Source organism: Sphingomonas sp. A2-49, assembly GCF_025548555.1.
In the GTDB taxonomy this organism is placed as follows: domain Bacteria; phylum Pseudomonadota; class Alphaproteobacteria; order Sphingomonadales; family Sphingomonadaceae; genus Sphingomonas.
In genome coordinates this window covers 20,286-45,148 of sequence record NZ_JAJLPA010000026.1, presented here as the reverse complement: position 1 = coordinate 45,148, position 24,863 = coordinate 20,286, and the positions used below count along the sequence as shown (strand labels likewise).

Genomic DNA, 24,863 nt, shown 5'->3' with positions numbered 1-24,863 from the left:
GCCGGCGTTTCGGCTCGGTGCGCACCGTCTACGTCTATGGATTCCCGCCTCCGCGGGGATGACGGCAGTGCGGGTGACTTCGTCCGCCGCGCAGGGGAAACGCATGCCCCGTCGGCCAGGCGTGGCAGGCGAGCGCCGCGCATCCGCCCCCCGGGCGCCCCCTCACGCGTCGATGCTGGTCCCCAGCGCGGCGTGGACGAGGCCGCCATCGACGGTGATCGTCTCGCCCACGACATAGTCGCCGGCGCGGCTGGCGAGGTAGATGGCGGCGCCCGCCATGTCCTCGTCGGTGCCGATCCGTCCCGACGGGATGCCGCGCGCGATCGCGTCGCCGTGGTCGCGCGCCGCCTTGTTCATCTCGCTCGGGAAGGCGCCCGGCGCGATCGAGGTGACGTTGATCGCGTCGCGGACCAGTCGTGCCGCCATCCGCTTGGTGAGGTAGATCAGCGCCGATTTCGACGCGTGATAGCTGTAGGTTTCCCACGGATTGAGCCGCTGGCCGTCGATCGAGGTGATGTTGATGACCTTGGCCGGGCGCTGCGGCGATCCCGCCGCCTTCAGCAGGCCGTGCAGCGCCTGCGTCAGGAAGAAGGGTGACTTGACGTTGAGGTCCATGACCTTGTCCCAGCCCGCTTCCGGAAACTCCTCGAACGGCACGCCCCATGCCGCGCCGGCGTTGTTGACGAGGATGTCGAGCCGGTCCTCATGCTCCGCCAGCTGCGCGGCGAGCGCCTTGCAGCCGGCGACGGTGGCGACGTCCTGCGGCAGCGCGATGCAGTTCGGGCCGAGCTCCGCCGCGGCCTCGTCGCAGGCGGCGGCCTTGCGCGACGAGATATAGACCCTGGCGCCCTGCGCGATGAAGCCGGCGGCGATCATCTTGCCGATGCCGCGGCTGCCGCCGGTGACCAGCGCGACCTTGCCGTCGAGCCGGAAGAGAGAGGTGGTGTCCATGGGTTATCCTTCACGGTTCGGTCGTCATCGCGAGCGGAGCGCGGCAGGCCGGGACATCTTGGCCGGGCTGATTGCTTCGCTACGCGCGCAATGACGGATTGCGGTATGGGGGAGGGGGGTCATCCGCCCCGTTTCATCGTCTCGCGCGCGATGATGACCTGCTGGATCTGGCTGGTGCCTTCGTAGATGCGGAACAGCCGGACGTCGCGGTACAGGCGTTCGATGCCGTAATCGGCGATATAGCCCGCACCGCCATAGATCTGCACCGCCTTGTCGGCGACGCGACCGACCATCTCGGATGCGAAATACTTGGCGGCGGCGGATTCGAGCACGACGTCCTCGCCGCGATCCTTCTTCGCCGCGGTGTCCAGCACCATCGCGCGCGCGACCAGCGCTTCGGTCTTCATGTCGGCGATCATGCCCTGGATTAGCTGGTGCGACGCGATCGGCTGGCCGAACTGGCTGCGGCCACCGGCATAGGCGACGCTGTCGGCGATCAGCCGCTCGGCGACGCCGACGCAGACCGCGCTGATGTGCAGCCGGCCGCGGTCGAGCACGCGCATCGCGATCTTGAAGCCTTCGCCCTCCGCGCCGAGCCGGTTCGCGGCGGGCACCGGGACGTCGTCGAAATGCACGTCGGCGACCTTGGCGCCCTTCTGCCCCATCTTCTTCTCGGGCTCGCCGATCGTGATGCCGGGCAGGTCGCGCGGCACCAGGAAGGCGGAGACGCCGCGCGCGCCTTTCTCCTCGCCGGTGCGCGCCATCACGGTGAACAGCTGCGCTTTGTCGGCATTGGTGATGTAGCGCTTGGTGCCGGACAGGCGATAGACGTCGCCGTCGCGGACCGCGCGCGTCTTCACCGCGCCCGAATCGCTGCCCACGTCGGGCTCGGTCAGCGCGAAACTGGTGACGATTTCGCCGCTGGCGATCCTGGGCAACCATTCGGCCTTCTGTTCGGGCGTGCCCGCCATCACCAGCCCCTGGCTGCCGATCCCGACATTGGTCCCGAACGTGGAGCGGAAGGCGGGGGTCGTCCGGCCCATCTCGATCGCGACGCGGCATTCCTCGACCATGTCTAGGCCGAGCCCGCCGAAGTCCTCGGCGATCGACAGGCCGAACAGACCCATCGCCTTCATCTCGGCGACGACCGCGTCGGGGATGGCATCGGCCGCCTCGACGTCCGCCTCGAGCGGGCGCAGCCGTTCGGCGACGAAGCGGCGAACGGTGTCGATCAGCGCGTCGAATGTGTCGGGATCGAGAGCCATGGCATCCTCTCCGAAGCCCCGCGGCAGGGCCGGTCATTGGCCTGAATGGGTAAAGCGAAGCGCGACCGCCTGCAAACCCGAAATTCAAAAACGCGTCGGGATCCTGACGAGCTGTCCATACCGCATGCCAGCGCGGCATAGCGCGAGGGCACATACACGGGCGGACGGCCATGCCGGCGCCATGCCGGCTTGTCGCGGGAACGCAGGCCACCCACGGCAGTGGTGCTGACCGATTCTTGCCCGCCGATGGCGTTCAGCTGCAAGAAAGGGTCAGTGCTCCGGACGTGCCCGATCGACACGGCGTCGCCTCGTCGGCGCGCAAACACCGTTCGTCCCATATGGTTCCTGCGGTCATTGGATAATCAGGATCCTCCGGCTAGCGACATCATCGACGAACGGATTTGACCGGGGGGTCAGCAATGACTTTGAAGGCGTTGGCAGCGCGTTTTGCGCTGGTGGTTTCGTGCGGCCTGATGACGGCGACCCCTGCGTTCGCGCAGTTCTGGCAGTGCGCGCCCTATGCCCGCGAGATTTCGGGGATCGACATCCACGGCAACGCCAACACCTGGTGGGGCCAGGCGGCGGGCAAGTACGAGCGCGGTCACGCGCCAAAGGTCGGCGCGGTGCTCGCGTTCCAGGCGACGCAGCGGATGCGCGTCGGTCATGTCGCAATGGTCTCGCGCGTGGTCAGCGACCGCGAGGTGCTGCTGACCCACGCCAATTGGTCGCGCCCCGGCAGCATCGAGCGCGACGTCCGCGCGGTCGACGTCTCCGCCGCCGGCGACTGGAGCGAGGTGAAGGTCTGGTACGGTCCGCTCGGCGGGCTGGGCACGTCCAGCTATCCGACCAGCGGCTTCATCTATTCGGGCCATGCGCCTGCCGTAGACGCCGCACCGGTCGCCGATACCAGCGTCATCGCGACCTCCGCCGCGGTGCCCGTCATCCCGGTCGCCGGCGAATAAGCGCGGTCAGCCGGCCTTGGTGGCGCCCGGCCTGAACGTCATCGCCACACCGTTCATGCAATAGCGCTTGCCCGTCGGTTTCGGCCCGTCATCGAAGACGTGGCCCAGATGCCCGCCGCATTGCCGGCAATGCACCTCCACCCGTTCGATCATCAGCGATCCGTCGGTACGTGTCGCAACCGCGCGCGGCAGCGGTGCCCAGAAGCTGGGCCAGCCGGTGCCGCTTTCGAACTTGGTGCGCGATGCGAACACCGGCGTCGCACACCCCTTGCACAGGAAGGTGCCGGCGCGGTGCTCGTCGTTGAGCGGGCTGGAATAGGGGCGCTCGGTCCCCTCGTGACGCAGCACGTTCCAGGCGGGATCGCCCAGTTTCCTGCGCCACGCCGCGTCGCTCATCTGCACCGGAAAGCGTTCTGCGGCAGCGGCGGGGGCGCTGCGACAGCCCCACAAGGCGGCGCCGGCCACGCCGGCGGCGGCGAGCGACAGGAGCGAGCGGCGGGTCGGATCGTACGTCATGATTTGGATATAGGATCGCCCGGCACGCCGCGCATCCCCACCAACATCGACGGAACAATGGCGTGATTGGCGCGCTTCGCAGCAAACGAGGTTCCCTGTCCATGTCGTTCCAACAACTTGACCCGCCGCTGCCCGTCCATGTGCTCGACAAGGGCCCCGGCTATGCCTTTGCCGTGATCGACTATGGGCAGGAGCACAATCTGATCTGGGTCACTGCGATCAACGACACCGGAGAAATCTGGTGCGCGCCCAACCCGCGTGTCCGGCTTCAGGCGAACTGGACGATGGGGCGGCAGAAGCCTGCCGCCGTCGGTGCTGCCGCCGCCGCGGTCGATGGTGCCTGCGCTACGACGGAGGCGGGCAAGCCCAACTGAGCGGTCAGGCGGCGATGGCGAAGGCGCGCATCACCCCGATGTGATCGGACAGGCGGGTGCCGTCGTCCCGCGTGCCGAAGACGCTGGCCGGACCGTCCGCCGCGATCGCCCCGTGACTGGCGACGATCGTCTTGGCCCGGACGACGCCGGGGACCGGAGCGATCTGCCGGCATCCGCTGCCGCAGGCGCTCTCCGACGCCGCGATCCGCATCATGTCGCCATGCATCAGCGCGACCGACAGGTAGGCCTGGCGATCGTCGTCGTTGCCGACGTTGAAGTCGCCCGCGAGCAGGAGCGGCGTCGTCGGCGACGCGAGGCTCGCGATGAAGCCGCGCAGCGCATCGACCTGACGCCGGTAGGCATGGAAGCTCCGCATATCGTCGACGCCCGATGCCGTCCGGGAATTGAGGTGGGTGTCGACCACGATCAGCGGCGCGGCGCGCCCCGGCACGCGCAGCGCCACCGCCAGCATGCCCTTGTTGGCGAGGCAGTCGTAGCCCGCGCAGGCGTAGCGCGGGAAGGGCACGCGCCTGACCCACAGGATCGGATAGTCGGAAAACACCGCCAGTCCGCTGTCCTCGCGCGGGGCCTCGGTTTCGCCGCGCCAGACGCTCGCGCGCGACAGATAGGCGATGTCGCCGGGCGCCGTCGCCGCTTCGGCGGGCATGTCCGCCGCGGGGCCGAACGCGGCGTAACGATAGCCGGCGTCGCGCCCGATCGCCTTCTGCGCGTCGCCGAAGGCCTCCTGCACGGCGACCACCTGCGGCCCCGCGCCCCGGTCGTGGAGCGCGCGCAGCTGCGCGGCGATCGCCGCGGCGGCTTCGGTGCGGCCGTGCGTCAGCGGCCATGGCAGCCCCTCGACATTGTACGACAGCAGTCGCACCGGGCCGGCGGCGGGGGCCGCATGGACGCTCGCCGGTTCGCCCGCGCGGACGGGCCGCGGCTCGGTCGATCCCATGACCAGCAGCGCGGCCGCCGCGACGACGATTGCAGAGATTCGCACCGACCGGACTCCCCCTCCAACAGGTAGGTCCGATCCGTACGGTATCCGAGATGACGCGGCATCGTAGCGGCGATGACATCGCCGTCATGCGCCGGGTCAGTAGCGCGTGATCTCCACCGGCAACCGGCGATAGCCGTGGACGAAACAGGCCGCGACGCGGGTCGGTTCGGCCAGCACGTTCACACGCATCCGGCGCTTCGCCATCTCTTCCAGCAGGATCGCGATCTGCATCTCGGCCAGCCGTGCGCCGACGCAGCGGTGGATGCCGTGCCCGAAGGCGAGGTGGCGGCGCGCATTGGGACGATCGACGACGATCGCGTCCGCGTCGGGCCCGAACACGCTCTCGTCGCGGTTGGCGGACAGGTACCAGAGTGCGAGCTTGTCGCCCTCGCGGATGCGCTGTCCCATCAGTTCGGTGTCGCGCGTCGCGGTGCGGCGCATGTGCGCGAGCGGCGTCTGCCAGCGGATGATCTCCTGCGTCGCATTGGGGATCAGGGCCGGCTCCGCCTCCAGCTTCGCGCGGGCGTCGGGAAACCGGTCCAGGCCATAGGCCAGCGCCGACATGGAATTGCGCGTGGTGTCGTTGCCGCCCACGATCAGCAGGATCAGGTTGCCGATGAATTCCATCGGATCCATGTGGCTCATCGCATCCGAATGGATCATCATGCTGATGAGGTCGGGCGTCTGCGGCTGGTTCAGCTTGGCGTTCCACAGAGTCTGGAAATAGGCGCCGCATTCGTACATGTGCGCGAGCCGCTGCTTGCGCGATGCCTCGGTCTTGACCAGTTCGATGTCGCCCGCCCAGTCCGACCAGAAGGTCAGCTTGCGGCGGTCCTCCCACGGGAAATCGAACAGGATCGCCAGCATCTGGGTCGTCAGTTCGATCGACACCGTGTCGACCCAGTCGAATTCCGCGTTCCACGGCAACGCATCGAGCAGGTCGGCGGTGCGATGGCGGATGTCGCCGCTCATCCGCGTCATCTCCGACGGGGTGAAGGCGGGGGCAACGGTGCGGCGCTGGCCGGTGTGGACGGGGCGGTCGCGCGCGATGAACATCGGCATGCGCACGTCGCTTTCCGGGATGAAATCGGCGAGCGTGATGCCGCCGACTTCCGACGAATAGAGCTCGGGCAGCGATTCGACCTCGACGATCGGCCTGTAGCTGCTGACCGACCAATAGGGGCCATAGTCGCTGTGCTCGCAGCGATAGACGGGCGCCTCCGCGCGCAACCGCGCAAATGGTGCCTGCCACACGTCGTCGCGGTACAGTTCGGCCCGGCTCACGTCGAACGGATCGACGCCGGCGTCCGCCGCGCGCATCAGGGTCGCCATCATCTCTCTCCTGCTCTTTTCGGGCAGGAGATACCGAACTGACACCTATGTCAATTGGGGATGTCGGCGCGCCGTCCGCGCTTCCAGAACGGCCGTGCGCTGCCCGATTGCAGGACGCCGCGGCGGAACAGGCGCGCGCCGAGCGTGATGAAGATCGTCACCCACAGCAATTGCCATGCGATCGCCGCGACATGCGGCCACAGCGTCGGAGACGTCGCGGCGCGTCCGGCCATCGCGAACGGCGACGACAGTGGGAACATCTGGGCAAGGACGGCCAGCCAGCTGTCCGGCCGCGCGGTGCCGGCGAGCGCCAGCGCCAGCATCCCCATCTGCAGGATCGAGATGGGCAGCGCGAGCATCTGGATCTCGCGCGGAGTCGATGCCTGCGCGCCGACGACGAGGAACGCCGACCCCAGCAACAGATAGGCCATGGTGAAATAGGTCACGAACAGCGCGACGAACGCCGGCATCCCCACTGCCGCCTGGATCGCCAGCGCCGACGCCACTTGCGGCGGCAACAGCATGCCGAGCTGCGCGATGATCGTGCCCCAGAAACAGACGAACAGGATCGCGACGCCGAACATGCCGAGCAGCTTGCCCAGAAACACGCTTTCCAGCGGCACCGCGGCGGCGAGCACCTCGATCACCTTGTTGTTGCGCTCCTCCGCCATCGTGCCGACCACCTGGCTGGCGAGGAACAGGTTGAGCAGGAAGACGCCGAACACCGCGAACGAGGCGGACTGGCGGCGGTTGTCGCCCGCGGCGGCGGACCCGGCCATCGCGGTCTGTACCGCGGTGACGCGCGGCAGCGCCCCGTCGAGCCGCCCGGCGGCGAGCGTGTCGGCGGCGAGCAGCCCCAGATAATCGGCGGCGCGCCGGCCGCGCGGGCCGTACAGGACCTGCGGCCGCTCGAGCGGGCCGTACAGCACCGCGCTCGCGTCATAGTCCTTCGCCGAGAAGGCGGCGCGCGCCTGTGCCGCCGGATCGCCGGCGGGGCGGAGCGTGACGAGCGCCGGGGGCGCCTCCTCGTCGCGGCGGAAGACGGCGCGCAACCGCGTGTCCGCCTCCGCGATCGTGCGCGCCGCGGCGTCCGGGACGATGGCGACGATCCGGGCCTTGTCGGCGCGGCCGTCGGCGACGCTCGCCGCGCCCATCCCGCCGACCGCCCCGAACGATCCCATGATGACCGGCGCGAACAGGAACAGCAGGAAGATGGGCGTGAACACCGTCGCGATGAAGTCGCGCCGCGCGATGGTGAGCGCCTGGCGCAGCGTGCGGGTGGCGTTGTTCATGCGTCCTGCTCCCCGGCGGCGTCGCGCCCGACGATGCGCACGAACGCGTCGTGGAGGCTGGGGCGTTCGATCGACAGACCCGCGATGCCGTATCCGCGGTCGATCAGCGTCACCAGCAGCCCCTCGATCCCCTCGTCGGGCAGCTGGAACCGCCAGCCGTCGCCGGCGCTGCCGTCGGGCCGGGCGTCGTGCGGCAGGATCGCGGCGATCGCCGGATCGGGCCGCGTCGGCAGGTAGCGCACCCGGCTGGGCAGCGTGCCGCGCGCGGCGTCCACCGTGCCTTCGAACCGGCGCTTGCCGCCCGCGATGATCGCCAGCCTGTCGCATACCCGCTCGGCATGCGCCATGATGTGCGTCGAGAACAGCACCGTCGCGCCGCGGTCGCGCTCGGCGAGGATCAGCGCCTCCAGCTTTTCCTGGTTGACCGGATCGAGGCCGCTGAACGGTTCGTCGAGCACCAGCAGGTCGGGGCGGTGGACGATCGATCCCAGCAGCTGGACGAGCTGCGCCATCCCCTTCGACAGGGTCTTGATCTTGGCGTCGACGGCATGGCCCAGCCCGGCGGCCTCCATCATCTCGGCGGCGCGGGCGCGGCCGGTGCGGCGATCGAGGCCGCGCAGCGCCCCCATGAAGGCGATCGCGTCGCGCGCCTTCATCGACGGATACAGGCCGCGCTCCTCGGGCAGGTAGCCGACGCGGTCGCTCGCCTCGCGCGGCGAGAAATGGCCCAGCACCGACCGGCGCCCCTCGTCGGGTTCGATGATGCCCAGCACGGTGCGCAGCGTCGTCGTCTTGCCCGCGCCATTGGGGCCGAGCACACCATAGATCGCGCCGCGCGGCACCGACAGGTCGACGCCGTCCACCACGCGCCGCTCGCCGAAGCGCTTGACCAGATGTTCGGCGAACACCGCCGCCTCGTTCGATGTCACCATTTATCCCCGTTCGCCGGTTGTGGTAGCGGGGCGACGTGGCCGAAGACAAGCAGCAACCCGGCATCGAGGCGCGGATCAAGGCGAAGGCGGCCGAACTCGGCTTCGTCGCCGCCGGCATCGCCCGCGCCGATGCGGCGCCGCGGAGTGCCGCGCGGCTGCGCGAATGGCTCGACGGCGGGCTGCACGGCGACATGATCTGGATGGAGGAGCGCAGCCATCACCGCGGCGCGCCCGCCGGCCTGTGGCCCGAGGTGCGCAGCGTGATCGCATTGGGCATGAGCTACGCCCCCGCCGCCGATCCGCTGCGGCTGGCGGGGCAGGGCGATGTCGGCCGCATCTCCGTCTATGCGCAGGGCGGCGATTACCATGACGTCGTCAAGCGCGCGCTGAAGGCGCTCGGCCGCTGGCTGGCGCAGGAGGCGGGCTGCGACCTCAAGGTGTTCGTCGACACCGCGCCGGTGATGGAAAAACCGCTGAGCGAGGCGGCGGGGCTGGGCTGGCAGGGCAAGCACACCAACCTGGTCAGCCGCGACCACGGCAGCTGGCTGTTCCTCGGCGCGATCTACACCACGCTCGACCTCGCGCCCGATGTGCCCGGACGCGACAGCTGCGGATCGTGCGACGCCTGCCAGCGCGCCTGCCCGACCGATGCCTTTCCGGCGCCCTACCGGCTCGATGCGCGCCGCTGCATCTCCTACCTGACGATCGAGCATGCCGGACCGATCCCGGACGAATTCCGCGCTGCGATCGGCAACCGCATCTACGGCTGCGACGATTGCCTCGCGGTGTGCCCGTGGAACAAGTTCGCCGCATCGGCGGCGGCGAACATCGCGTTCCAGCCCCGCGCCGAGCTGACCGCGCCGGCGCTCGCCGACCTGCTCGCGCTCGACGATGCGGGGTTCCGCCAGGTCTTCGCCGGATCGCCGATCAAGCGCATCGGCCGCAACCGCATGGTCCGCAACGCCGCCATCGCCGCGGGCAACAGCGGCGACCCGGCGCTGGTCGCGGCACTGGCGCCGCTGTTGCACGACGACGATGCGGTGGTGCAGGATGCGGCGCGATGGGCGCTTGCGCGTCTGGCGGGTACAGGGGGGCGATGCGATGCCGTGGACATGGATGCTGCTTCAGGCGCTGCCTCTGCACGGAACGGTCCTCCCGCCACCTGATCCGATTCCCGTTCGCTGCGGACGCGCCTGCGTCGAGAAGACGCCGGCGCGGCGCATCTCCGGGATCTGGATCAATTATTTCGAGGGGTCGGTCTTCATCGAAGGCGCGCAGCGGATCGAGGACACCCGCAATCGCCGCGACGCGCCGTGGTTCGAGATCGACGATCGCACCGAGGTGCCGCGCGATTTTCGCCGCTTTTACGACCGCGCGTATCGCGTGACGCTCGACGGCTGGCGGTCCCCTATCGTACCGAAACCGGACATCGGCGGCGGATACGGCCATATGGGTTACTGGCACGGCCAGATTCTAGCCGACCGGATCGTTTCCATCGAGGACGTGGGGTCGGCTGACTTACCGGAATAGGCTGTCAGGCACAGGCGCTCCCGGCAAGTGCGGACCATCCCCGCAAGCGCCTATCTTCCCCCGTCGCGCCGGGTCAGCGCCGCGACGCAGCTGGCGCGGTCGATCGTGCTGCCGTCGGGTTCGCGCGCGTCGAGATAGGTGACGCGCGGCGTGGCGCCGTCCTTGGGGTAGAGATAGGCGTCGAGGACACAGATCGGGCCGGCGAACTGGAGCTTTCGCGCGGTGCCTTCGCGGACGTCGGCGTCGGGCTGGCCGAACAATTGCGTCAGCGCGGCGGCGTCCTGGCCGAGCACGCGCTCCAGCCCGGCGCTCGTGTAGGGAATCACGGTGCGGCCGACCGGCGGCGCGACGCTGCCGGGCGCGGCGCAGCCGCCGATCGCCAGGGCCAGTCCGATCGCTGCCAGTGCCTTCACGCGCGCTTTCCCCCCGTCGACGCGTGGAACAGGTGCGTCGCCATGCCCGCCCCGACGATCGGCGCCAGCAGGTTGACGAGCGGAACCACGAACAGCCCGGTGCCGACAAGCCCCAGCGCCATGCGCCGCCCCCGCGTCGCCTTGCGCCAGCCCCGCATCGTCGCATCGTCCATGTGGCGGCTGGCGACCATCTCGCCGAGGTCGCGGCCGAGCAGCCAGGCGTTGACGAGAAAAAAGGCGACCGCCGGCCCGATGCCGGTGACCAGCAGCGCCAGATAGACGGGGAGCATCAGCAGGTTGACCAGCAAGGCGCGGCCCGCGGAGGCGAGCCCCATCCGCGCCGAGCGCAACGGCCCGACCGGGCGCGCGACGGCATGCGCGGCGGGATAATGGCGTGCCTCGACCGCGGCGACGATCTCGTCCGCGAACAGGCCGACGACCGCGATGGCGACGACGCGGAACAGCAGCCATGCGCCCAGCGCCAGCAGCACGACCGCCGCGGCGCCGGCGAGCCCGCCGGCATGGTCCGGCCCGATCCAGGTATCCGCCATCGACCGCAGGCCGAGATAGAGGCCGAACCCCAGCGCGCCGAACACCGCGAGCGTCGCCAGCAACGACTTGACCAGCACGCCCAGCACCGTCCGGTCGCCGAGCTGGCCGATGGTCAGGACGAAGGCGCGCAGCATCGTGCCGCGGTGGCCCCGGCGGCGGCCGCCGTCAACCGCCGGCACGTTGCGCCGCCGTCGCCGCGCCTCTAGGGACGGCGTTTGTTTTCTTGGAGCTTCCGCCCTTGTCCCAGCCCAAATTTGACGTGGTCGCGATCGGCAACGCGATCGTCGACGTGCTCTCGCAGGCCGACGACGCCTTCATCGATTCGATCGGCGTCGCCAAGGGGTCGATGCAGCTGATGTTCTCGCCCGAGGATGCCGACGCGCTCTATGCCAAGATGGGCCCGGGGCGCGAGGTGTCGGGCGGGTCCGCCGCCAACACCGTCGCCGGCATCGCCGCACTCGGCGGCCGCACCGCCTTCATCGGCCAGGTCGCCGACGACCAGCTCGGCGACGTGTTCGCGCACGACATCCGCGCCGCCGGCGTCGATTTCGCCACCGCGGCGCGTCCCGGCCAGCCGACCACCGCGCGCTGCCTGATCTTCGTCACGCCCGACGGGCAGCGGACGATGAACACCTATCTCGGCGCGTCGCAGTTCCTGCCGGCGGCGGCGCTGGACCTGTCGGTGATCGAGGATGCGGCGATCCTGTATCTCGAAGGCTATCTGTGGGATCCCGAGGAGCCGCGGGCTGCGATGCGTGCGGCGATCGAGGCGGCGCGCAAGGCCGGGCGCCGGGTCGCCTTCACCCTGTCCGACGTATTCTGCATCGGTCGCCACGGCGGCGACTTCCGGAACCTGATCGCCGACGGCCTGATCGACATCCTGTTCGCCAACGAGAACGAGCTGACCGCGCTCGCCGAAACCGAGGATTTCGACGCGGCGGTCGCGAAGCTGGCGGCGCTGGTGCCGACGCTGGTGGTGACGCGCGGCCCGGCGGGCGCGTGCGCGATCCAGCACGGGTCCCGCGCCGAGGTGGCGGCCGAACCGATCGCGCAGGTGGTCGACACCACCGGCGCGGGCGACCTGTTCGCGGCGGGGTTCCTGCACGGCCAGGCGCAGGGCAAGACGCTGGAACAGTCGCTGAAGCTCGGCGCGATCTGCGCGGCGGAGATCATCAGCCACTTCGGCGCCCGCCCCAACGTCGACCTCAAGGCGCTGGTCGCCACCAAGCTGTGACCCATGCCTCCCTCTCCCGGCGGGAGAGGGAGAGGACGGCGCATCCGTCATGCTGGAGAGGGCGGCGGGATAGTTCGCGCGAAGGCGCGAAGACGCGAAGAGCGCGCGCCCGGCGAGAAGCTGACGCCCTTTCATCGCTAATGGAGGCGGGGCCTGCGGCCCGGGTGCCCCCCCCTTCGCGTCTTCGCGTCTTCGCGTGAACCGAACGTCTTCGCGTGAATCGAAAAAGGGCCGGGGGATCGCTCCACCGGCCCCTTCACATTCGCCAACCGAACCTCAATTCAGCGGCTTCGACACTTCCGGCTGCATGGCGGGGTCGTCGACCACGTCGCTGATGCCGCGACCGACGTATGACCGGCTGCGGCTATAGCCGAAGTAGATCAGCAGGCCGATCAGGCCCCAGCCCGGCAGGACCAGGATCGCCAGCAGCGGCAGCGAGAAATAGAGGTACAGGCACCCCAGGATCGCCGCGGGTGCGACGAACCAGATGAACGGCGTGCGGAACGGCCGCTTGCGGTCCGGATCGACCTTGCGCAGCACCAGCACCGAAATCGCCACCATCAGGAAGGCGAACAGCGTTCCCGAATTGGAATAATCGGCGAGCTTGCCGACCGGCAGGAACGCCGCGGCGAGCGTGGTGGCGATGCCGGTGACGATCGTCACGACATGCGGCGTGCGATACTTCGGGTGGATCGAGGCGAGCTTGGTCGGCAGCAGGCCGTCGCGGGCCATGGTGAAGAACACGCGCGTCTGGCCGAACATCATCATCAGCACGACCGACGGCAACGCCAGCGTCGCGGCGAGGCCGATCAGATTGCCGATCTGCACCCAGCCGATCGTGCGCAGCACGTGCGCCAGCGCCTCGCGCGAGCACGACAGCGGCTCGAGCGCGCCACCGGCGACGATCGCACGGCAGCGGTCGGCGAGTTCCGACGTACCCGGCGACAGCAGCGTGCCCGCGGCATCGCGGACCGGCTGCGCGCCGAGCGGCGAGCCGATCGCACCCGCCGAGACGAGCAGGTAGAAGATCGTGCAGAAGCCCAGGCTCGCGATCAGGCCGATCGGCACGTTGCGCTGCGGGTTCTTGGTCTCCTCCGCGGCGGTGGACACCGCATCGAAGCCGACATAGGCGAAGAAGATCGACGCCGCGGCGCCGGCGACGCCCGAAAAGCCGGTCGGCATCAGTGGTTCGAAATGGTCCATGTTCATGACCGGCAGCGACAGCGCGATGAACAGCGTCAGCGCGGCGACCTTGATGCAGACGAGGATCGCGTTGACCCGCGCGCTTTCGGTCGTGCCGATCACCAGCAGCCAGGTGACGAGGCCGGAGATGATGACCGCCGGCAGGTTGATGTAGCCGCCGGCCGACGGGCCGTTGACCCATTCCATCGGCACCTCGACCCCGAGCAGGTTGCGCAGCTGCCCGACCATATAGCCCGACCAGCCGACCGCGACCGCGGAGGCGCCGACGGCATATTCGAGGATCAGCGCCCAGCCGACCATCCAGGCGAGCAGTTCGCCCATCACGGCATAGGTATAGGTGTAGGCGGAGCCGGCGACCGGCACCATCGAGGCGAGTTCGGAATAGCAGAGCGCCGCGACCGCGCAGACGAAACCGGCGATGATGAACGATATCATCATGCCCGGCCCCGCCTTCTGCGCGGCTTCGGAGGTGAGGACGAAGATGCCGGTGCCGATGACGGCGCCGATTCCGAGCATGGTCAATTGGAACGCACCGAGCGAACGGTGCAGGCCGCGTTTTTCGGCCGTGGCGAGAATGGCGTCGAGTGACTTGACGCGCCCGAATATCATGTAGCGTATCCCCCCAGATACGGACGGTCCTTGAACGCGCCGCCGCATGGTGAAGCGCGCGATGCTAACCGCTATTGGGGCAGGCGCAATCCCCTATCGTGGTTCGGGCCGCGGCGGCGGGGCGTCACGCCGTCGCCAGCATCGGCCCCAGCGGCCGCCCGCCGAACAGATGGACGTGCAGGTGCGGCACTTCCTGCCCGCCGTCGCCGCCGATGTTGGCGAGCAGGCGATATCCCGGCGCGACCAGTCCGTGGTCGCGCGCGACCCGGCCGACCGCGCGCACGAACCCGGCGATCTCCGCCTCCGACGCGCGTTCGCCGAAATCGTCCCAGGAGACGTAGGCGCCGCGCGGCACGACCAGGATATGCACCGGCGCGACCGGCGCGATGTCGTGGAAGGCGACCGCGTGCTCGTCCTCGTAGACGCGCCGCGACGGGATTTCGCCGCGCAGGATCTTCGCGAAGACGTTCTGGTCGTCGTAGGGCAGCGTCGCATCGATCGGCATCGGACGTCCTTTCAGCGGGAGGCTTTTTCGGCGTGGCCCGACACGCCCTCGCGCCGGGCGAGCTCGGCGCGGACGTCGTCCAGCCCCAGCCCGGCATCGGCGAGCAGCACCAGCAGGTGGAAGACGAGGTCGGCGGCCTCCGACGCCAGCGTGTCGGGCGCGGCGAGTGCGGCGATCACCGTCTCGGTCGCTTCCTCGCCGACCTTCTGCGCGATCTTGGGGCGTCCCTTCGCGAACAGGCTGGCGACGTAGGAATCGCCGGCATCGGCGGCGGCGCGGCGGGCGCGGATCGTGGCTTCCAGGCGGTCGAGCGGGTCCATGGCCCCCGCTTGGCGCGGGAGCGGGGGAGGGGTCAATCCTCCGCGGACATTTCACCGGTCCGCGCGAAGCGCCGGCGCAGCGCGCGGCGGACGATCCAGAGGGCTACCCCAGCGACGATGAACAGCGCGAAGTCCGAGGCCTCCGGCCCGGTGCGGCGATGCACGACGCCGCTGTGCCCGCCCGCGACGCTGCCGGCGTGCACGACGATCATGCCGCCCGTTCCTCGTCGCGTTCCCCGATATCGTCGCATACCAGCCAGCGGCGGGCGTCGACGGCCGAATCGAAGAGGCGCAGGTACGGCTGGGTCATGAACCGGCGCACCTGCATCCGCGTGATCGCGCTGGCGGTGACGATGGCGATGCGGCTCGCCCGCGGGAAGGTGCCGAGCCGGGCGTGGATCGCGGCGGCGGCGATCGCCGGCTGCACCGTACAGCCGCTCATGTCCATCGACAGGCGATAGCCGGGCCGGAACCCCTCGGTGCGGAAGCGGCGGAGCAGTTCGTCGGCATAGGCGGCGACGGTCGGTTCGTCGAACAGCCCGGTCCAGCGGATGTCGACGAGGTTGAGGGCGTGGTCGAATTCGATCGCGTACATGGCGCCCGCGGTCTAGCCCGGCGGGGGTTGCCGAAGCGCTAAGCCGCGACCGGTCGCCGGACCGGTATCCCCGCCGCCGCCAGCGCGGCATGCGCATCGGCGACGCTCGCCTCGCCGAAGTGGAAGATCGAGGCGGCGAGGACCGCGCTCGCATGCCCGTCGCGGATGCCGGCGACGAGGTCGTCGAGCCCGCCGACGCCCCCGCTCGCGACCACCGGCACGGGCACCCGCTCCGCGATCGCGCGGATCAGGTCGAGGTCGTAGCCGCTGCGCGTGCCGTCGCGGTCCATCGAGGTGACGAGCAATTCGCCCGCGCCCAGCTCGGCGAGGCGGACCGCGTGCGCGACCGCGTCGATCCCGGTCGGGCGGCGGCCGCCGTGGGTGAACACCTCCCACCCATCGCCGCTGCGCCGCGCGTCGACCGATGCGACGCAGCACTGGCTGCCGAAACGTGCGGCGATGTCGCCGACCACCTCCGGCCGGGTGACGGCGGCCGAATTGACGGCGACCTTGTCCGCGCCCGCGAGCAGCAGCGCGCGCGCGTCGTCGGCGCTGCGCACCCCGCCGCCGACGGTCAGCGGCATGAAGCACACCGCCGCGGTCCGCCGCACGACGTCGAGGATCGTGCCGCGGTCCTCGTGCGATGCGGTGATGTCGAGGAAGCAGAGCTCGTCCGCTCCCGCCGCGTCATAGGCGCGCGCCTGCTCGACCGGATCGCCGGCATCGCGCAGTTCGACGAAGTTGACGCCCTTCACGACGCGGCCGTTGGCGACGTCGAGGCAGGGGATCACGCGGGCCCGGACTGTCATGTTTTCGGCCCGGAGACGGGGGTCGCACACGGAGGCGCGGAGACGCGGGGAAGAAGGATTTCGGCGCGCAGAGGCGCGGAGGACGCAGGGGCCCCCGGTCGAAACCGGCCGCGCTGGCGGTCACTCGCCGATCCGCGATCAGGGGAGGATGACGGCGCTGCGCGCAGAGTGCGCTCCCTCTGCGTCCTCCGCGCCTCTGCGCGCCAAAACCCGCTCTTCGCGCCTTCGCACCTTTGCGCGAACATCATGCCTTCGCGGGCGCCGCATGGAACACCGTTGCAAGGGCGAGACGAGCGTCGAGGGCGCCGTCGGATAGTTGCGCGCAGAGGCGCGGAGGGCGCAGAGGTTTCCGGCGAAAACCGGCCGCGCCACTGGTCACGTGCCGATCCGCGATCCGGCCATGATGACGGCGCTGCGCGCTGGTCGGATACCCTCTGCGTCCTCCGCGCCTCTGCGCGCCAAAACCCGCTCGTCGCGCCGTCGCGCCATCGCGCGAACCTCATGCCGCCGCCCGCGCTACTTCCAGCGCCGCGGCGAGGTCGAGGCGGCCGTCGTACAGCGCCCGGCCGGTGATGACGCCCTCCACCCCGTCGCGGACGTGGAGCGCCAGCACGTGGATCTCGGCGATGCCCTTTACCCCGCCGCTGGCGATCACCGGGATCGACACCGCCCGCGCCAGGTCGACCGTCGCCTCGACGTTGCAGCCCTTCAGCAGGCCGTCGCGGCCGACGTCGGTGAACAGCAGCGCGGCGACGCCCGCATCCTCGAACCGGCGGGCAAGGTCGACGACGCTGGTGGTCGATACCTCGGCCCAGCCCTTGGTCGCGACCATGCCGTCGCGCGCATCGACCGCGACGACGACGCCGCCCGGAAAGTCGCGCGCCGCGCCGCGGACGAATTCGGGATCCTCCAGCGCCGCGGTGCCGATGACGACGCGCGACACGCCGAGGTCGAACCAGCGTTCGACGCTGTCGCGGTTGCGGATGCCGCCGCCCAGCTGGACGTGGCCGGGAAACCGCTCGACGATCGCGCGTACCGCGTCGCCGTTGACCGATTCGCCCGCGAAGGCGCCATCGAGGTCGACGACGTGCAGATGCCGCGCGCCCGCGTCGGCGAACAGCGTCGCCTGATGCGCGGGGTCGTCGCCATAGACGGTCGCGCGGTCCATATCGCCCTCCGCCAGGCGGACGACCTGCCCGCCCTTCAGGTCGATGGCGGGGAAGACGATCAGGCTCACGACATCCCCCCGCGCCGGGAAGATACGATCGGGCTCAGGGCCGCCATGCGAGAAACCTTTCGAGCATCGCCAGGCCGTAGCGCTGGCTCTTTTCGGGGTGGAACTGCACGCCCAGCATCGTGTCGCGCGCGATCGCCGCGGTGACCGGGCCGGCGTGATCGGTGGTGGCGATGACGTCCGCGCCGTCATAGGCGTAGCTGTGCAGGAAATAGGCCTCGCCCGCGGGCACCAGTGGATGGTCGCCGCGGGGCACGACGTCGTTCCAGCCCATGTGCGGCACGCGCGCGTCGGGGGTGCCGGGCGCGAGCCGGCGGACGCGGCCGCGCACCCAGCCGAGCCCGCGATGCTCGCCCATCTCCTCGCCCGCCTCGGCCATCAGCTGCATGCCGACGCACACGCCGAGGAACGGCGCGCCCTCGGCACGGACGCGGCGCTCCATCGCCTCCACCATCCCCGGCACGCCGCGCAGCGCGGCGGCACAGGCGCCGAACGCGCCGACGCCGGGCAGGACGATCCGGTCGGCCCGCGCGACGACGTCCGGGTCGGCGGTGACGGACAGGCCGGTCGCCCCGGCGGCGCGCAGCGCGTTCTCCACCGAATGCAGGTTGCCCGCGCCATAGTCGATCAGCGCGATGGTCATGGCCGTGGGCTCACGACGACAGCAGGTCGGCGAGCGGCAGCGCCGCCATGCTCGCGGTGAACGCCACCACCTCGGCAGTGGCGAGGCCGCCCGCCACGAACGGATCGGTGGCGACCAGCGCCTCCACCTCGTCGCGGCTGCCGATCGCGATGACGATGCCGCCGGTGCGCGGGCGCTTGCGCCCCGACGCGACCAGCCGCCCCTCGGCATAGGCGGCGCCCAGCCAGGCGACGTGCGCGCCCATTGCCGCGTCGATCGCGTCGAGATCGGCGCCATAGGTCAGCGACACCACGCACATCGCGGTGCCGGGGCGGGCGAAGGGTTCGCTCACAGCACGCCCTTGGTCGACGGGATCGCGTCCGCCTTGCGCGGATCGATCTCGACCGCCGCGCGCAGCGCCCGCGCCAGCCCCTTGAACGCGGCCTCGACGATATGGTGGTTGTTGCTGCCGTACAGCGTCTCGACGTGCAGCGTGATGCCGGCGGTCTGCGCGAAGCTGTGGAACCAGTGCTCGATCAGCTCGGTGTCGAGTTCCCCCAGCCGCGACACGGTGAAGGCGGTCTTCCACACCAGCCAGGGCCGGCCCGAAATGTCCAGCGCGACGCGGGTCAGCGTCTCGTCCATTGGGCTCAGCGCGTCGCCGTAGCGGCGGATGCCGCGCTTGTCGCCCAGCGCCTTCGCCACCGCCTGGCCCAGCGCCAGCGCCGAATCCTCGACCGTGTGGTGGCCGTCGATATGAAGGTCGCCCTCGACCGTCAGGTCGATGTCGATCAGCCCGTGGCGCGAGAGCTGCTCGACCATATGGTCGAGGAAGCCGATGCCGGTGCGGATGCGATAGGCGCCGGTCCCGTCCAGGTTGACGGTGACGTCGATCCGCGTTTCGGCGGTGGAGCGGTTGATGGTGGCGGTGCGCATGTCGGTTCGCCCCATAGAAGCGTGCGGCGTCACGCACAATCTTGACCGGCCCGGTGAGTGCGCTACCCAAGGGGAATGACCGACGGACTGCCCGATAGCCTGATCCCGTATGACGAGATCGTCCAGGAGGCGCTGCGTGCCGTCGTCGGCCGCGTGCTCGGCTCCGTCGCCGAATCGGGCGGCCTGCCCGGCGAGCATCATTTCTACATCACGTTCAAGACGCAGGCGCCCGGCGTCGACATCCCGCAGCGGCTGATCGAACGCTTTCCGGACGAAATGACGATCGTCCTCCAGAACCGCTATTGGGACCTGCTGGTCGACGAGCGGAAGTTCTCCGTCGGCCTCAGCTTCAACCAGGTGCCCTCGAAGCTGGTCATCCCCTATTCGGCGATCACCGGGTTCCACGATCCCGCGGTCAATTTCGAACTGCGCTTCCAGGCGACCGAGGATCCGAGCGACGGCCCCGAACCGCACGACGAGGCGGAGAACGACGGTCCCGCGGTCACCCCCGCGGCGGACGGGTCGAACGTCGTCAGCGTGGATTTCAAGCGCAAGAAGTGACCCCGGTGGAGGTCGTCGCCACGCCCGGCGAGGCGGAGCGTCAGGCGATCCTCGCGCCGCTGGTCGCGTTCAACGACGCCGCGGTCGGCGCGACCGAGCGGCATACGGTCGCGATCGTGATCCGCGATGCCGCCGGCGCGATCGTCGGCGGCCTGTGGGGCACGGCCGGCTATCGCTGGCTGTTCGTGCAATATCTGGTCGTCCCCGAATCGATGCGCGGGCTGGGGCGGGGCCGCGAGCTGATGCACGCGGCCGAAGCGGAGGGGCGGCGGCTGGGCTGCGTCGGCCTGTGGCTCGACACGTTTAGCTTCCAGGCGCGCGGCTTCTACGAACGGCTCGGCTATCGCTGCGTCGGCCGCATCGACGACTATCCGCCGGGCGAGGCGCGATTCTTCCTGTGCAAGCGGATCGACTGACCGGCATCCGGGTGCGGCGCCCGACAGCGCCCGGTCCGGCGGGGGCATCGCCCGGCCGGCAGGGATTCCCGCAATCCGGCCCCGCCCGAGCGGCTGCAAAGGCGGGCATCGTTGCCGGCGTCCGGAACCACCACCGTCCGATGCGTCAGTCCTTGCTGCCGCGCCGGCGCCGCTCGCCGCGATGCTCCTTGCGCATCGACTTGGCATGCGCCTTGGCGCGCTGCTTCAGCACCGCCTTGGGCGGCGGCCCCTTCTTGGGCTCCTCGAACGGCATCGCGTCGCCCTTCGCCTCGTCGAAGCCCAGCGTGGCGAGGCTTTCGGCGAAGTGCGTCGGCAGGCCCGCCGTCTCGTCGATGCTGCCGCCGTCGGGATGGTCGACACGCAGGCGGCGACTGTGCAGGTGCATCTTGCGGCTGATCCCGCCGGTCAGGAACGCGGCGGCACCGCCGTATTTGCCGTCGCCGACGATCGGATGGCCAATCGCGGCCATATGCACGCGCAGCTGGTGGGTCCGCCCAGTGAAGGGTTGCAGCTCGACCCAGGCACAACGATTGCCGGCGCGCTCGATCACGCGATAGCGGGTGCGCGCCGCCTGGCCGTTTTCCTCGTCGACGTGCATCTTCTCGCCGCCGGTGCCCGGCTGCTTGGCGATCGGCAGGTCGATGACGCCGTCCTCGATCGACGGCACGTCGACGATCAGCGCCCAATAGACCTTGCGCGCGGTCCGCCCCGAAAACGCCTTGGCGAAGAATGCGGCGGCGCGGCTGGTCCGCGCGACGAGCAGCGCACCCGAGGTGTCCTTGTCGAGGCGATGGACGAGCTTGGGCCGTCCTTCCGCGTCATATTGCAGCGCGTCGAGCAGGCCGTCGACATGCTCGGTCGTCTTGGTGCCGCCCTGGGTCGCGAGGCCCGGCGGCTTGTTGAGCACCAGCGCCTGCAAATCCTTGTGGATCACCATCTCGCGCGCGAACGCGATCTGGTCCTCGCTCAGCGCGACGCGCTCGCGCTGCGGGCGGGGAACGGGGACGCCGGCCTCGTCCTTGATCTCCGGCTCGGGCGGGGGAACGCGCAGCGTCTGGCCGGCCTTGATCCGGTCGCCCGGCGTGGCGCGCGATCCGTCGACGCGCAGCTGGCCGGTGCGTGCCCATTTGGCGACGGTGGTGAAGCTGGTGTCGGGCAGATGCCGCTTGAACCAGCGGTCGAGGCGGATGCCGTCGTCGTCATAGCCGACGTTGAACTGGCGGATGCCCTGGTCCTTCGTATCGCTCATGCCAGCGTTCCTCCGCCGCGCGTCAGCATCAGCCCGGCGAACAGCGCCAGCACCGATCCGATCACCGACACCAGCACATAGCATAGCGCGGCACCGGCCGCGCCGCGTTCGATCATGCCGACGACGTCGAGGCTGAACGAGGAAAAGGTGGTGAACCCGCCGAGCACGCCGATGCCCAGGAACAGCCGCCACGGCTCCCCCGCCACGCCGGCGCGTGCGAGCAGGCCGGTCAGCACGCCCATCAGCAGCCCGCCGATCAGGTTCACGGCCAGCGTGCCGTAGGGAAAGAGCGGACCGAACAGCGCCAGCGTGGCGCGGCCGGTCAGGAACCGCGCGCCGGAGCCGAGGGCACCGCCGATCATGACGAAAAGAAGAGGCATGGATTTCGCCCTAGAGCACAAACGGGCGGAGGGGAATGCGGTGCGGCGCCTTACCGCAGCAGCCCGGCGGCGCGCAGCGCGTCGTTGATGACCGCCCCGACGCCGGCCGGCTCCAGCCGCTGTGGCTCGGGGCGCAGCCGCGCCGGCCTCGGCGTCGGTTCCGGGACGGCGGGCGCGTCGGCGACGGCCGGGGCGATTCCCCAGAAGGCGGCGATGCGACGCGTCGAGGACACGCCGACGTCGAGCATGAACGCGCCGGCCGTGCCGCACGCCTCGGGCCCGCGCGTCGCGATCGGCGTGCCGTGGCCCATCCCGGCGATGCGATGATCCTCGACCACCGCACGCCCGCCGCGATCGCGCCAGATGCGGTGGCGGTCGCCGCCGCCGTCGTGCGTGTCGGGGGCGCCCGACACGCCATGCAGCGCGCGCCACTGGGTCAGGATCGCATCGGCATTGGCATCGTCGACGGTCGCGTCGGCATCGCCGTGCCAGACCGACAGCGTCGGCCAGGCGCCCGCATGCGCCGACGCGTCGCGGACCAGCGTCGCCAGCGTGGCATCGCCCGGCATGTTGTGGCCGCGCATCCGGTCGAGTGCCTGGACGACGCCGCTGGCGGTGCCGAACGGCAGGCCGCCGATGACCGCGCCACCGGCGAACAGCTCGGGATAGGTCGCAAGCATCACCGCGGTCATCGCGCCGCCCGCCGACAGCCCGGTGCAGAAGATCCGGGCGGGATCGACGTCGTGCAGCGCGACGACTGCCGCGATCATTTCGCGGATCGACTGCGCCTCGCCATGATCGCGGCTGACGTCTTCGGGCGCGAACCAGTTGAAACAGCGGTTGGGGTTGTTCGCGCTCTTCTGCTCGGCGAACAGCAGCACGAAGCCGCGCTCGTCGGCGAGCCGCGACCAGCCCGATCCGCTGTCGTAGCCGGCGGCGGTCTGCGTACAGCCGTGCAGCACCACCACCAGCGCCGGACGCGCGGCGATCGAGGCGGGGACGTAGGTGCGCGCGCGCAGATTGCCGGGGTTGCGTCCGAACGCGGGCAGGTCGGCGAGACGATCGGGGCCGGCCGCCGCCATCGGATCTGGGCCGCCGCGCGGCGCGGCCAGCCGGCCGATCGTGTCAGACAAACGTCGCATGCGTGCACTCCACTAAGGATCAGGATCGCCGGTGGACGTCTCGATGTTGCGCTGCACAATATGGGGCGCGGCCGCGGGAAGGCAAGCGATCCCGTGCCCTGCGGTGCCGGTCATGGTGCGTGGCGGCGGTGCTCAGCGCACCACGAGATCGATCGCGCTGCCGCCAGAGGGTGCGGCGGTGACATAGGCGACATAGGCCGATTCGCCGCGCGTCCCGCCCAATACGTGCTGTCCGCCCGACGCCTGATGCTCGACGGAATAGCCGGCACGGCGCGCGCGCGCCGTATACCAGTCGAGGATACGGCCGACCGGCGCCGCGCTCGCGAAGCTGACGACGCGCAAGCCGCAGGCGTCGTTGCCCGCCGCCTCGCGCACGCGCGCATCGGGATAGAGCGGCAGCGCCGCGGGCAGTCGATTCGCCCAGCCCGCGGAATAGGAGACATCGCGCGCGCAGCCGGCGGTGGCGGCGGCCTCGCGGGCGGCGAGTTCGCCGAGCGTCAGCGCGCCATCGGCGTTGCGGCATGCCCGGCACGCGCCGCGCGCGGCAGGGGTGGGCGTCAGGTCGGCGGCGGTGACGCGGTCGGGCCGCGGCGCCACCGGTTCGGGCGGCATGGCCAGCGGATCGGGGCGGCTCGGCGGGCGCACGACGGTCGCGTTCGCACTCTGCGCCAGTGCGGGATCGACCATGATCTGGTCGGCCAGGGCGGCGGTCAATGCGGGGTCGCGGCGGTTGCCGCCGGTCGCATCGGCCAGTTCGCGGTCAAGGCCGTCGAGATCCTGCTGCGACGGCGCCGGCGAGCCACAGCCCGCGACGAGCATCAGGACGGGCAGCAGCGGCGAAAGGCGAAGGCGGGAAACGGTCACCGGCAGATGATGCGCCGCGGCGGGTTAAGGCGGCATCCGCCGACGTGGTTAACGTAACGTCACAGTCGCGTCGCTTGTCGGGCGCCGGGGCAGCGACCATGTATCCGGCATGCTCAACATCATTTCCGTCGCGATCGGCCTCGTCACCTTGGTGCTGGGACTCGTCGCCTTCGTTCCGTTGCTCGGTTGGATGAACTGGCTGGTCATCCCGATCGGGATCGTCGGGGCCGCCGTCGGCGCGATGTCGTCCAGCAATTCCGGCCGCAACCTCAACCTCGTGCTGATTGTGATCTTCGCGATCCGGCTCAGCCTGGGTGGCGGCATCATCTGATCCCGACGTGCGAAGAGGCCCGGCATCGCTGCCGGGCCTCCCGCACGTCGCTATCGCAGGATCAGCGGCAGACGACGTTGCCGCGGTCGACCGACTGGCCGAGCAGCGCGCCGCCGCCCGCGCCGATCAGCGTGCCCAGCAGCCGCGAACCACCGCCCGCGATGACGTTGCCGAGCGCACCGCCCGCCAGCCCGCCGACGATCAGGCCGGTCGTGCCGTCGTTGCGTCGGCAATAATAACGGCCGTTGTTGCCGCGATAGATGCGGTCGTTGCGACCGAGCTGGCGCGGCTGGTAATAGCGGCCGTCACGATAGTAATTGTCCGCGAAATAGGCGCGCTGGCCGCGCGGCAGGCGATTGTAGTCGTAGTTGCGATACTGGCGCCAGTCGTCGCGCCGGTCCTGCCGGATATCGCGCAGGTCGCCGCGGCGGTCCTGGCGCGCATCCCGCACCTCGTCGCGATATTCGCGGCGGGCGTCGCGCACGTCGCGACGCGAATCGGCATCGCGGACGTCGCGGCGATAGTCCTGGCGCGCATCGCGCACCTGGTCGCGATATTCGCGGTCCGCCTCGCGGCGCGTGTCCTGCGCGCCGGCGGGGATCGCCGTCAGGGTCGTGGCCGCCAGCGCGGCGGTGAGGAAGGCGATACGCATGATCTGCTCCTTGATCCAAGTGAACAGACAAACCAGCGGACCGCCCGCGGAGTTGCGT

At 70.2% G+C, this 24,863-nt stretch carries 32 protein-coding genes; 8 read left to right on the top strand and 24 right to left on the bottom strand.

The window, feature by feature from the left end:
* Nucleotides 1–162: 162 nt before the first annotated feature.
* Together LPN01_RS16440 and LPN01_RS16435 are read right to left on the bottom strand one after the other, a co-directional pair.
* Nucleotides 163–951 (bottom strand): SDR family oxidoreductase, encoded by a 789-nt coding sequence (locus LPN01_RS16440; protein ID WP_262829502.1) that lies wholly within the window; start codon nt 949–951, stop codon nt 163–165.
* A 119-nt stretch (nt 952–1,070) separates the two neighbouring features.
* A complete protein-coding gene (locus LPN01_RS16435) occupies nt 1,071–2,216 on the bottom strand; it encodes an acyl-CoA dehydrogenase family protein (protein WP_262829501.1) in 1,146 nt (381 codons plus the stop codon).
* Between the two features lie 419 nt (nt 2,217–2,635).
* On the opposite strand from LPN01_RS16435, the gene LPN01_RS16430 reads away from it, so the two are divergent.
* Complete coding sequence (locus LPN01_RS16430; RefSeq protein WP_262829500.1) at nt 2,636–3,178, top strand: CHAP domain-containing protein; 543 nt, start codon at nt 2,636–2,638, stop codon at nt 3,176–3,178.
* 6 nt (nt 3,179–3,184) lie between these two features.
* Here the strand turns inward: LPN01_RS16430 and msrB are convergent, their stop codons facing one another.
* Nucleotides 3,185–3,694: a peptide-methionine (R)-S-oxide reductase MsrB gene (msrB, locus tag LPN01_RS16425; protein WP_262829499.1), complete on the bottom strand. Its 510-nt coding sequence runs from the start codon at nt 3,692–3,694 to the stop codon at nt 3,185–3,187.
* A 101-nt stretch (nt 3,695–3,795) separates the two neighbouring features.
* Between msrB and LPN01_RS16420 the strand changes: the two genes are divergently transcribed.
* Nucleotides 3,796–4,068 (top strand): hypothetical protein, encoded by a 273-nt coding sequence (locus tag LPN01_RS16420; protein ID WP_262829498.1) that lies wholly within the window; start codon nt 3,796–3,798, stop codon nt 4,066–4,068.
* Between the two features lie 4 nt (nt 4,069–4,072).
* On the opposite strand, the gene LPN01_RS16415 is transcribed toward LPN01_RS16420, so the two are convergent.
* The 4 genes from LPN01_RS16415 to LPN01_RS16400 all read right to left on the bottom strand — a co-directional run bounded on the left by LPN01_RS16415 (nt 4,073) and on the right by LPN01_RS16400 (nt 8,627).
* Complete coding sequence (locus tag LPN01_RS16415; RefSeq protein ID WP_262829497.1) at nt 4,073–5,071, bottom strand: endonuclease/exonuclease/phosphatase family protein; 999 nt, start codon at nt 5,069–5,071, stop codon at nt 4,073–4,075.
* A gap of 96 nt (nt 5,072–5,167) precedes the next feature.
* Nucleotides 5,168–6,403 carry a cytochrome P450 gene (locus tag LPN01_RS16410; protein WP_262829510.1) on the bottom strand — a complete coding sequence of 412 codons (1,236 nt, stop codon included), beginning with the start codon at nt 6,401–6,403 and terminating at the stop codon, nt 5,168–5,170.
* 50 nt (nt 6,404–6,453) lie between these two features.
* A complete protein-coding gene (locus LPN01_RS16405) occupies nt 6,454–7,695 on the bottom strand; it encodes an ABC transporter permease (protein WP_262829496.1) in 1,242 nt (413 codons plus the stop codon).
* Complete coding sequence (locus LPN01_RS16400; protein ID WP_262829495.1) at nt 7,692–8,627, bottom strand: ABC transporter ATP-binding protein; 936 nt, start codon at nt 8,625–8,627, stop codon at nt 7,692–7,694. The genes LPN01_RS16405 and LPN01_RS16400 overlap by 4 nt, the downstream gene beginning before the upstream one ends.
* 35 nt (nt 8,628–8,662) lie before the next feature.
* On the opposite strand from LPN01_RS16400, the gene queG reads away from it, so the two are divergent.
* Both queG and LPN01_RS16390 read left to right on the top strand, forming a co-directional pair.
* Nucleotides 8,663–9,793 (top strand): tRNA epoxyqueuosine(34) reductase QueG, encoded by a 1,131-nt coding sequence (gene queG / locus LPN01_RS16395; protein ID WP_262829494.1) that lies wholly within the window; start codon nt 8,663–8,665, stop codon nt 9,791–9,793.
* Nucleotides 9,744–10,157 carry a hypothetical protein gene (locus LPN01_RS16390; RefSeq protein ID WP_262829493.1) on the top strand — a complete coding sequence of 138 codons (414 nt, stop codon included), beginning with the start codon at nt 9,744–9,746 and terminating at the stop codon, nt 10,155–10,157. The genes queG and LPN01_RS16390 overlap by 50 nt, the downstream gene beginning before the upstream one ends.
* Nucleotides 10,158–10,207: 50 nt before the next feature.
* On the opposite strand, the gene LPN01_RS16385 is transcribed toward LPN01_RS16390, so the two are convergent.
* Complete coding sequence (locus tag LPN01_RS16385; protein ID WP_262829492.1) at nt 10,208–10,570, bottom strand: hypothetical protein; 363 nt, start codon at nt 10,568–10,570, stop codon at nt 10,208–10,210.
* Nucleotides 10,567–11,256 carry an EI24 domain-containing protein gene (locus tag LPN01_RS16380; protein WP_262829509.1) on the bottom strand — a complete coding sequence of 230 codons (690 nt, stop codon included), beginning with the start codon at nt 11,254–11,256 and terminating at the stop codon, nt 10,567–10,569. Before LPN01_RS16380 ends, LPN01_RS16385 begins: the two co-directional genes overlap by 4 nt.
* Nucleotides 11,257–11,360: 104 nt before the next feature.
* Between LPN01_RS16380 and LPN01_RS16375 the strand changes: the two genes are divergently transcribed.
* Nucleotides 11,361–12,356 carry an adenosine kinase gene (locus tag LPN01_RS16375; RefSeq protein ID WP_262829491.1) on the top strand — a complete coding sequence of 332 codons (996 nt, stop codon included), beginning with the start codon at nt 11,361–11,363 and terminating at the stop codon, nt 12,354–12,356.
* 276 nt (nt 12,357–12,632) lie between these two features.
* Here the strand turns inward: LPN01_RS16375 and LPN01_RS16370 are convergent, their stop codons facing one another.
* The 10 genes from LPN01_RS16370 to hisB all read right to left on the bottom strand — a co-directional run bounded on the left by LPN01_RS16370 (nt 12,633) and on the right by hisB (nt 19,189).
* Nucleotides 12,633–14,168 carry an amino acid permease gene (locus tag LPN01_RS16370; RefSeq protein WP_262829490.1) on the bottom strand — a complete coding sequence of 512 codons (1,536 nt, stop codon included), beginning with the start codon at nt 14,166–14,168 and terminating at the stop codon, nt 12,633–12,635.
* A 124-nt stretch (nt 14,169–14,292) separates the two neighbouring features.
* Nucleotides 14,293–14,673 carry a histidine triad nucleotide-binding protein gene (locus LPN01_RS16365; RefSeq protein WP_262829489.1) on the bottom strand — a complete coding sequence of 127 codons (381 nt, stop codon included), beginning with the start codon at nt 14,671–14,673 and terminating at the stop codon, nt 14,293–14,295.
* Nucleotides 14,674–14,684: 11 nt separating this feature from the next.
* On the bottom strand, nt 14,685–14,993 hold the full coding sequence (locus LPN01_RS16360; RefSeq protein ID WP_262829488.1) for a phosphoribosyl-ATP diphosphatase: 309 nt from the start codon (nt 14,991–14,993) through the stop codon (nt 14,685–14,687).
* A gap of 32 nt (nt 14,994–15,025) precedes the next feature.
* Nucleotides 15,026–15,205: a hypothetical protein gene (locus LPN01_RS16355; protein WP_262829487.1), complete on the bottom strand. Its 180-nt coding sequence runs from the start codon at nt 15,203–15,205 to the stop codon at nt 15,026–15,028.
* Nucleotides 15,202–15,588, bottom strand: a complete 387-nt coding sequence (locus tag LPN01_RS16350; RefSeq protein WP_262829486.1) for an STAS/SEC14 domain-containing protein — start codon at nt 15,586–15,588, stop codon at nt 15,202–15,204. Before LPN01_RS16350 ends, LPN01_RS16355 begins: the two co-directional genes overlap by 4 nt.
* Nucleotides 15,589–15,626: 38 nt before the next feature.
* Nucleotides 15,627–16,397 (bottom strand): imidazole glycerol phosphate synthase subunit HisF, encoded by a 771-nt coding sequence (hisF, locus tag LPN01_RS16345; RefSeq protein ID WP_262829485.1) that lies wholly within the window; start codon nt 16,395–16,397, stop codon nt 15,627–15,629.
* Between the two features lie 499 nt (nt 16,398–16,896).
* Complete coding sequence (gene hisA, locus LPN01_RS16340) at nt 16,897–17,634, bottom strand: 1-(5-phosphoribosyl)-5-[(5-phosphoribosylamino)methylideneamino]imidazole-4-carboxamide isomerase (protein ID WP_262829484.1); 738 nt, start codon at nt 17,632–17,634, stop codon at nt 16,897–16,899.
* A gap of 34 nt (nt 17,635–17,668) precedes the next feature.
* Nucleotides 17,669–18,274, bottom strand: coding sequence for an imidazole glycerol phosphate synthase subunit HisH (gene hisH / locus LPN01_RS16335; protein ID WP_262829483.1), 606 nt, complete (start codon nt 18,272–18,274; stop codon nt 17,669–17,671).
* Nucleotides 18,275–18,284: 10 nt separating this feature from the next.
* The gene (locus LPN01_RS16330) at nt 18,285–18,605 is read right to left on the bottom strand and encodes a YciI family protein (protein ID WP_262829482.1); all 321 of its coding nucleotides are present in this window, start codon (nt 18,603–18,605) and stop codon (nt 18,285–18,287) included.
* Nucleotides 18,602–19,189 (bottom strand): imidazoleglycerol-phosphate dehydratase HisB, encoded by a 588-nt coding sequence (gene hisB, locus LPN01_RS16325; protein WP_262829481.1) that lies wholly within the window; start codon nt 19,187–19,189, stop codon nt 18,602–18,604. The genes LPN01_RS16330 and hisB overlap by 4 nt, the downstream gene beginning before the upstream one ends.
* A gap of 75 nt (nt 19,190–19,264) precedes the next feature.
* On the opposite strand from hisB, the gene LPN01_RS16320 reads away from it, so the two are divergent.
* Together LPN01_RS16320 and LPN01_RS16315 are read left to right on the top strand one after the other, a co-directional pair.
* A complete protein-coding gene (locus LPN01_RS16320) occupies nt 19,265–19,750 on the top strand; it encodes an SspB family protein (protein ID WP_262829480.1) in 486 nt (161 codons plus the stop codon).
* Entirely contained in the window at nt 19,747–20,166 is a 420-nt protein-coding gene (locus LPN01_RS16315) for a GNAT family N-acetyltransferase (protein ID WP_262829479.1), read from the top strand. Before LPN01_RS16320 ends, LPN01_RS16315 begins: the two co-directional genes overlap by 4 nt.
* 145 nt (nt 20,167–20,311) lie before the next feature.
* Here the strand turns inward: LPN01_RS16315 and LPN01_RS16310 are convergent, their stop codons facing one another.
* From LPN01_RS16310 to LPN01_RS16295, 4 genes are all read right to left on the bottom strand, one after another.
* Entirely contained in the window at nt 20,312–21,436 is a 1,125-nt protein-coding gene (locus tag LPN01_RS16310; protein ID WP_262829478.1) for an RluA family pseudouridine synthase, read from the bottom strand.
* The gene (gene crcB, locus LPN01_RS16305; protein WP_262829477.1) at nt 21,433–21,816 is read right to left on the bottom strand and encodes a fluoride efflux transporter CrcB; all 384 of its coding nucleotides are present in this window, start codon (nt 21,814–21,816) and stop codon (nt 21,433–21,435) included. The genes LPN01_RS16310 and crcB overlap by 4 nt, the downstream gene beginning before the upstream one ends.
* 50 nt (nt 21,817–21,866) lie before the next feature.
* Entirely contained in the window at nt 21,867–22,958 is a 1,092-nt protein-coding gene (locus LPN01_RS16300; protein WP_262829476.1) for an alpha/beta hydrolase family esterase, read from the bottom strand.
* A 132-nt stretch (nt 22,959–23,090) separates the two neighbouring features.
* Entirely contained in the window at nt 23,091–23,822 is a 732-nt protein-coding gene (locus tag LPN01_RS16295; RefSeq protein ID WP_262829475.1) for a hypothetical protein, read from the bottom strand.
* A gap of 109 nt (nt 23,823–23,931) precedes the next feature.
* Between LPN01_RS16295 and LPN01_RS16290 the strand changes: the two genes are divergently transcribed.
* Complete coding sequence (locus LPN01_RS16290) at nt 23,932–24,153, top strand: hypothetical protein (protein WP_262829474.1); 222 nt, start codon at nt 23,932–23,934, stop codon at nt 24,151–24,153.
* Nucleotides 24,154–24,214: 61 nt separating this feature from the next.
* Here the strand turns inward: LPN01_RS16290 and LPN01_RS16285 are convergent, their stop codons facing one another.
* Complete coding sequence (locus LPN01_RS16285; RefSeq protein WP_262829473.1) at nt 24,215–24,805, bottom strand: glycine zipper 2TM domain-containing protein; 591 nt, start codon at nt 24,803–24,805, stop codon at nt 24,215–24,217.
* Between the last annotated feature and the right edge of the window lie 58 nt (nt 24,806–24,863).

Bases quoted from the DNA above. Each gene is read 5' to 3' on its own strand.
- LPN01_RS16440 (WP_262829502.1), bottom strand. From the start codon at position 951: ATGGACACCACCTCTCTCTTCCGGCTCGACGGCAAGGTCGCGCTGGTC.
- LPN01_RS16435 (WP_262829501.1), bottom strand. From the start codon at position 2,216: ATGGCTCTCGATCCCGACACATTCGACGCGCTGATCGACACCGTTCGC.
- LPN01_RS16430 (WP_262829500.1), top strand. From the start codon at position 2,636: ATGACTTTGAAGGCGTTGGCAGCGCGTTTTGCGCTGGTGGTTTCGTGC.
- msrB (WP_262829499.1), bottom strand. From the start codon at position 3,694: ATGACGTACGATCCGACCCGCCGCTCGCTCCTGTCGCTCGCCGCCGCC.
- LPN01_RS16420 (WP_262829498.1), top strand. From the start codon at position 3,796: ATGTCGTTCCAACAACTTGACCCGCCGCTGCCCGTCCATGTGCTCGAC.
- LPN01_RS16410 (WP_262829510.1), bottom strand. From the start codon at position 6,403: ATGGCGACCCTGATGCGCGCGGCGGACGCCGGCGTCGATCCGTTCGAC.
- LPN01_RS16405 (WP_262829496.1), bottom strand. From the start codon at position 7,695: ATGAACAACGCCACCCGCACGCTGCGCCAGGCGCTCACCATCGCGCGG.
- LPN01_RS16400 (WP_262829495.1), bottom strand. From the start codon at position 8,627: ATGGTGACATCGAACGAGGCGGCGGTGTTCGCCGAACATCTGGTCAAG.
- LPN01_RS16390 (WP_262829493.1), top strand. From the start codon at position 9,744: ATGCTGCTTCAGGCGCTGCCTCTGCACGGAACGGTCCTCCCGCCACCT.
- LPN01_RS16380 (WP_262829509.1), bottom strand. From the start codon at position 11,256: ATGCTGCGCGCCTTCGTCCTGACCATCGGCCAGCTCGGCGACCGGACG.
- LPN01_RS16370 (WP_262829490.1), bottom strand. From the start codon at position 14,168: ATGATATTCGGGCGCGTCAAGTCACTCGACGCCATTCTCGCCACGGCC.
- LPN01_RS16365 (WP_262829489.1), bottom strand. From the start codon at position 14,673: ATGCCGATCGATGCGACGCTGCCCTACGACGACCAGAACGTCTTCGCG.
- LPN01_RS16360 (WP_262829488.1), bottom strand. From the start codon at position 14,993: ATGGACCCGCTCGACCGCCTGGAAGCCACGATCCGCGCCCGCCGCGCC.
- LPN01_RS16355 (WP_262829487.1), bottom strand. From the start codon at position 15,205: ATGATCGTCGTGCACGCCGGCAGCGTCGCGGGCGGGCACAGCGGCGTC.
- LPN01_RS16350 (WP_262829486.1), bottom strand. From the start codon at position 15,588: ATGTACGCGATCGAATTCGACCACGCCCTCAACCTCGTCGACATCCGC.
- hisF (WP_262829485.1), bottom strand. From the start codon at position 16,397: ATGACAGTCCGGGCCCGCGTGATCCCCTGCCTCGACGTCGCCAACGGC.
- hisH (WP_262829483.1), bottom strand. From the start codon at position 18,274: ATGACCATCGCGCTGATCGACTATGGCGCGGGCAACCTGCATTCGGTG.
- hisB (WP_262829481.1), bottom strand. From the start codon at position 19,189: ATGCGCACCGCCACCATCAACCGCTCCACCGCCGAAACGCGGATCGAC.
- LPN01_RS16320 (WP_262829480.1), top strand. From the start codon at position 19,265: ATGACCGACGGACTGCCCGATAGCCTGATCCCGTATGACGAGATCGTC.
- LPN01_RS16310 (WP_262829478.1), bottom strand. From the start codon at position 21,436: ATGAGCGATACGAAGGACCAGGGCATCCGCCAGTTCAACGTCGGCTAT.
- crcB (WP_262829477.1), bottom strand. From the start codon at position 21,816: ATGCCTCTTCTTTTCGTCATGATCGGCGGTGCCCTCGGCTCCGGCGCG.
- LPN01_RS16300 (WP_262829476.1), bottom strand. From the start codon at position 22,958: ATGCGACGTTTGTCTGACACGATCGGCCGGCTGGCCGCGCCGCGCGGC.
- LPN01_RS16290 (WP_262829474.1), top strand. From the start codon at position 23,932: ATGCTCAACATCATTTCCGTCGCGATCGGCCTCGTCACCTTGGTGCTG.
- LPN01_RS16285 (WP_262829473.1), bottom strand. From the start codon at position 24,805: ATGCGTATCGCCTTCCTCACCGCCGCGCTGGCGGCCACGACCCTGACG.